Annotated in this window: 4 protein-coding genes; 1 reads left to right on the top strand and 3 read right to left on the bottom strand. The window is 47.9% G+C overall.

Translation table 11 applies throughout. The features are described 5' to 3' along the window. Positions 1 to 277: 277 nt before the first annotated feature. Positions 278 to 1438 (bottom strand): radical SAM family heme chaperone HemW, encoded by a 1161-nt coding sequence (hemW, locus tag JX312_RS07805; RefSeq protein ID WP_123404178.1) that lies wholly within the window; start codon positions 1436 to 1438, stop codon positions 278 to 280. 230 nt (positions 1439 to 1668) lie between these two features. On the opposite strand from hemW, the gene JX312_RS07800 reads away from it, so the two are divergent. After that, complete coding sequence (locus JX312_RS07800; RefSeq protein ID WP_123404176.1) at positions 1669 to 3825, top strand: translation factor GTPase family protein; 2157 nt, start codon at positions 1669 to 1671, stop codon at positions 3823 to 3825. Between the two features lie 124 nt (positions 3826 to 3949). Here JX312_RS07800 and JX312_RS07795 read toward each other — a convergent pair whose 3' ends face one another. Both JX312_RS07795 and JX312_RS07790 read right to left on the bottom strand, forming a co-directional pair. Continuing rightward, a complete protein-coding gene (locus JX312_RS07795; RefSeq protein WP_239653855.1) occupies positions 3950 to 4927 on the bottom strand; it encodes an AEC family transporter in 978 nt (325 codons plus the stop codon). Positions 4928 to 4944: 17 nt separating this feature from the next. Next, positions 4945 to 6165, bottom strand: a 1221-nt coding sequence (locus JX312_RS07790; RefSeq protein ID WP_204457613.1) for a thiamine pyrophosphate-dependent enzyme, incomplete at its 5' end; no start/stop codon positions are given.

Raw genomic sequence — 6165 nt, 5'->3', positions numbered from 1 at the left:
CATGAAAGACACTGCGTTTTGATATGACCTCCTCCTTGCTGTCGACTTCTTCTTTCAGTTTTGCGATATCTGTGCCATCAGTATCAAACTGTCCTGATGAAAAGTGCCCTATGCCAAGGAGCAACATCACCATCGCGAACATAAGAATTACAACCAGTATTATCTTTAATATTGCCATTGATATTCAACTTATACAGATACTTCTTTGCATCTGTGTAAGTTGATAACAATAGATGACTCGTTTTTGCTCACTGCAACATCGACATTTCTATTGGCTTCAGAACATATCCACGATTATATCGTCAGAGAGCATTACACCTTTATCCGTAAGGCTCAGACGGTTGTAATCAAGTTTCAGATAACCTTTTCCAAGCATGGATGCCGCCTTGTCAAGCAACTCCACACGCGCTTCTTTCCCAAAATCATTCTCAAAACGAACGATATCGATTCCCTTTGCTGTGCGCAAACCTGTCATGATCCGCTCTTCTGTGATTTCCTTGTCCGACAGCATTTCCTCCTCATGACATTTCTCACCATTCTCTACGGCAAGCATGTATGCGCGAATGTCACTTATATTCCATCTGCGGCACCTTCGTCCGTCGAAACTGTGCGCCGACGGACCGACACCTACATACGGCACACCCTCCCAATACGCGGAATTGTGCCTTGATTCAAAACCGGGCAAAGCATAGTTTGATATCTCATATCTCATATATCCGGCTTTGCGCAGACGTTCGTTGACCATTTCAAACATGGCAACACTGAGATTTTCGTCAGTCTCCTTTATACGTCCCAGGTCTCGAAGTCTGGTAAGCGCGGTGCGTTCCTCATACATGAGAGAATAGGCGGATATATGCTCCGGATGCAATTCCGTAAATACGTCAAGCGTTGATGAAAGTGATTCAAGCGTCTGACCCGGCAGCCCGAACATAAGGTCAAGACTTAGATTCCCGAAACGTTGCCTGAGAATACCATATGCTTCCATCACTTTCTTAGCGTCATGCCTCCGCCCTATTGACCTCAGTTCCTTGTCATTCATGCTCTGAACGCCCATGCTGACACGGTTTATGCCTGCGTCAAGCCAGACATCGGCATTGCCGGCAGTCACATCGTCCGGATTCACTTCAAGTGTCACCTCAGTCAAACGGACATCACCACTGCCTGCAGACATAATTATACGCCTTGCCTCAGAAACCAGAAACCGCAACAATCCGACCGGCATCAGCGACGGGGTTCCACCTCCTATATATAAAGAGACTTCGCGCATTGCAGAAAGCCCGCATGAACGGAGTTCCAGTTCTGCGACAAGAGTCTTGACATAACGCTCCCAATCAAAACCGGAATGGCAGACCTCACTGTAAAAATCACAATAAATACATTTGCTGCGGCAGACCGCCACATGTATATATACCCCTCCCCTGTTTACACAATCACACATGACACAACCAATTGACACACTCTGAGAAACTATTTTATTTCAGAAGCCCTCCAGGCTTCTGAAATCACCCGCAAAGTTAATAATGTTTTATGGAAATATGTTACACAACATTCTAATTTCTTCTACATTTTCCACATTTTTTATTAAATTGCGCTCGCTTTTGCAACACAAGGCAATCCTCTACCCTCATAAACGAATGAAATTCTTGTAACAATTAAAATCTTGTACCAATGAAGATTTATAAAACCAACGAAATCAAAAACATCGCCCTTCTCGGATCAAAGGGCGCCGGTAAAACCACACTCGCTGAATCCATGATCTTCGAGTGTGGAGTTATAAAACGTCGCGGCACAATTGAAGCGAAAAACACAGTGTCCGATTATTTCCCCGTTGAGAAAGAATATGGATATTCCGTATTCTCAACTGTATTCAATGCTGAATTCAACGGTAAGAAACTTAATATCATCGATTGCCCCGGTGCCGATGATTTCGTAGGTAACGCATACACGGCTCTTGGAGTCTGCGACATGGGTCTTATCCTTGTAGATGCGCAGTATGGCGTTGAAGTTGGAACGGAAAACATTTTCCGCACCACGGCAAAACTCAAGAAGCCGGTTATTTTCGGTCTTAACCAGATGGATGGTGAAAAAGCCGATTTCGAAAACGTCATGGAGCAGATGCGCGAACACTTCGGTCCTCGTGTGGTTCAGATACAATATCCCCTGGAATCCGGACCGAATTTCCATTCGATGATCGATGTGCTTCTGATGAAGAAATACGAATGGGGACCAGAAGGAGGCACTCCTGTAATCTCCGAGATTCCTGAAGACCAGCTTGAAAAAGCCCGCGAACTTAATCAGAAACTCGTTGAGGCGGCTGCTGAAAACGATGAGACCCTGATGGAAAAATTCTTCGAGCAGGGTAGCCTTACTGAAGATGAGATGCGCGAAGGAATCCGCAAAGGACTCATCGACCGTTCCATCTACCCCGTAGTCGTTCTCAGTGCAGCCAAAGATATGGGCGTCCGCCGTCTAATGGAATTCCTTGGAAACGTATGCCCCTTTGTCAGCGACATGCCTGCGCCTGAGACTGTTGCCGGAGAAGAAGTAAAGCCCGATGCGGAGGGTCCGCTGTCCGTGTTCTTCTTCAAGACTTCCGTAGAGCCGCACATCGGCGAAGTATCATATTTCAAGGTTATGAGCGGAACTCTCAAGGCAGGAGAAGACCTTGAGAACGTCTCTCGTGGCGGCAAAGAGCGTCTCGCTCAGATTTTTACCGTTTGCGGTCAGCTCCGTAACCCGATAGAGACCCTTGAAGCAGGTGATATCGGCGCCGCAGTCAAACTGAAAGACGTTCGCACAGGAAACACGCTTGATGCGAAGGGTTGTGACTATCAGTTTAATTTCATTAAATATCCCCAGCCTAAATACACACGTGCTATACGTCCTGTCACCGAAAGCGATGCCGAAAAGCTCGCCGGAATACTGACACGCATGCATGAAGAAGATCCCACATGGATTGTGGAGCAGAGCAAAGAATTGAAACAGACTCTTGTAAAAGGACAGGGAGAATTCCATCTGCGCACTCTCAAATGGCGTATCGAAAACAACGAGAAACTCCCCATCGAGTTTATCGACCAAAAGATACCCTATCGCGAGACTATCACAAAAGCTGCCCGTGCCGACTATCGTCATAAAAAACAGTCAGGAGGTTCCGGACAGTTCGGCGAAGTTCATCTCATAATCGAGCCTTATACTGAGGGTATGCCAGAACCCGACACATATAAATTCGGAAATCAGGAGTTCAAACTCAATGTCCGCGACAAACAGGAGATTCCATTGGAATGGGGCGGCAAGCTTGTTGTATACAACTGCATTGTCGGCGGAGCGATCGATGCCCGTTTCATTCCTGCCATTGTAAAGGGTCTGATGGACCGTATGGAACAGGGACCCCTCACCGGATCCTATGCGCGAGACGTGCGCGTAATGATATACGATGGCAAGATGCACCCGGTAGACTCCAATGAAATCTCATTCCGTCTTGCTGGTCGGAACGCATTCTCTCAGGCGTTCAAAGCCGCCAATCCGAAGATTCTCGAACCGGTATACGATGTCGAGGTTCTTACACCTGGCGACACAATGGGCGATGTGATGAGCGACCTTCAGGGACGCCGCGCTCTGATCATGGGAATGGCATCTGAAAATGGAATTGAGAAACTGTCTGCGAAAGTTCCTCTTAAAGAGATGGCATCCTACTCAACATCTCTGAGTTCAATCACCGGAGGTCGCAGCTCATTCACCATGGAGTTCTCAAGCTATGAACTCGTTCCATCCGATGTCCAGGAGAAACTTCTCAAGGAATATGCGGAGACTCAGACCGAAGATTAAAGAAAAGAATGACAATAATAACCTATCAGACGATTTTCAAGACAGGGGACGCGACGAGATGTCGCGTCCCCTGTCAGCTTTCAGACCGGACGGAACAGATCCGGTTGTGATTTCGATAAAATTGTCAGAAATGAGTCAGGCACATATCTGTGATCCATATCCACAATGGACAGAATCCCACAAACAGTATAACCGAGAGTGTCAGCGAAGAGGTACCCGTGGCTACATACGTGTCATATTCATCGGCTATGATGATTCCCGAGAATGCCGGTGGCAATGCCGCTGCTACAACGAGCATCTTGAGATTCAGAGGATCCATCTTGAAAACAAGACCCATTATCAGAATGACAGCCGGCATCAGAACCATCTTGAGTATTGAACCGAGCACTGCCTGCCAATTGATCTGAATCTTGATTGCCGACAAAGTTATACCTGCGGAAAAAACAGCCATCGACGCATTCGCACCCTTGATAAGGTCAAATGACGGACTCGCCCAGTCCGGCCATGGAATACCAACCAGAACCCAGACCACTGCAAGAATCGGTGCCCACGCCACTGGCTGCGCCAACGCATGAAGCACTGGCTTCCATGCACTCTGCTTCTTTGCAGAACCCGGATTCTCCTTTTCAAGAGATGCATNCATGAGAGACAACCCCACAGGGATTCCGACCGCATTCACAACGATGCCGACAATAGCGACCACAAGAGCCACCGACGGATTCGTTCCGAAAATCGGCTCAAGCACGGCAAAACCGAGAAAACCGATTGTCGGAGAACCACTGATCAATGCCGAGACTGCCGCATCTGCACCGGTGTTCTTCTTAAAACAATACTTGAATACCCAATAGACAATCATAAAGCACAGCATTATGCCTACAAGCGATATGAGAGTCAGCTTGATATCTCTGGCAAGCATTTCGCGGCTTGCCTGAACAATAGATACGAACAGAGCGGCGGGAAGTGCATACACCAGCACAACTTTGTTGAATTTTTTTGCGTCTTCACCTGTGAAAGCGCCTCGTTTCCCGGATATGTAACCTGCCAGCATCACAACTATGATCGGCACGATTGCATACAGGATCACATGCATCATATTAGACATATTCTCGTTTTTTTACGTTATACCTTGATTGGAATCAGCGGCTCAGGATTCAGATATCCTATATGACCGCTCTCTTTTCCGGCATCGCCGGCAAGCTGCACATCAATTAGAGTCGGCTTGCGGGATGCGATAGCCGCTTCAAGTGCCTCCTCGAATTCATCCGGAGTCGTCACATAATAACCTTTTCCGCCGAATGCCTCCATCATCATGTCGTAGCGCGCATTCAGGTCAAGAGTGGTCGGAGCCGGATCTCCGTTTTTGCTCAGATTCTCCCCTTCATGGTTGTATATGCCCCCGTTGTTGAAGACACACACCGTAATCGGAAGGTTGAAGTTGGTCATAGTGCTTACCTCCATTCCCGAGAAACCGAATGCAGAATCACCCTGGATTGTCACAACAGGACCTCCGGTGGCAAGTGCCGCACCGATAGCCGAGCCTGCGCCCATACCCATGATTGCCCATGTCGCGCAATCGATTCGGCGGCGCGGCTGAGACATGTCGATTGCATCGCGGCAATCATCAAGCGTGTTCGCGCCTTCGTTGATAAGCGTAACCTCCGGATGTCTCTCTATGACGGATTTGGCAGCTCTCAGTGCGTCCCAGTGATCCATAGGTTCGGGAGAGGGAGAGAGCTTCTGGGCTATCCACTTGTTGGCATCGGCTGTATGAGCCTGAAGATCCTTTACCCACTGCGGATCCATTGAAATCTTATAATCGGGCAATGCTTCGAGAATCATATCCAGAGAAGCGCCGAGATCTCCGATTACCGGTGCAGCCACAGGCACATTGCAATCGATTTCAGTAGGTTCAATGTCAAGTTGCACATATTTATTGTCAGGATTCCATTTACCATGTCCTCTCGAAAGCAACCAGTTGAGACGAGCGCCAACAAGAACCACCACGTCTGCCTGCTCCATGATCATACTGCGGCACGAAATTGCCGACAACGGATGATTATCTGGCAATAGACCCTTTGCCATAGACATCGGATAGAATGGGATTCCTGTCTTTTCCACCAATTCCTTTATCTTGGCATCATTCTGAGAATATGCAGCGCCCTTACCGAAAAGAAATACCGGTTTTTTTGCCGAAGCGATAAGCTCCATAGCCCTCTTAACGGATTGGGGCGAAGGATAAGTCGCCGACACCGGATCAACAGGTACGAACTGCTGTTTCGCCGCTTCATCCTTTGAGATGACACCGCCAAGTGCCGGAACAGTCATATCCAGATATACTCC

It is taken from the genome of Barnesiella sp. CU968, assembly GCF_905219685.1.
Taxonomy (GTDB): Bacteria; Bacteroidota; Bacteroidia; order Bacteroidales; family Muribaculaceae; genus Lepagella; species Lepagella muris_A.
This window is presented reverse-complemented; position numbering and strand designations above follow the sequence as displayed.

Bases quoted from the DNA above. Each gene is read 5' to 3' on its own strand.
- hemW (WP_123404178.1), bottom strand. From the start codon at position 1,438: ATGTGTGATTGTGTAAACAGGGGAGGGGTATATATACATGTGGCGGTC.
- JX312_RS07800 (WP_123404176.1), top strand. From the start codon at position 1,669: ATGAAGATTTATAAAACCAACGAAATCAAAAACATCGCCCTTCTCGGA.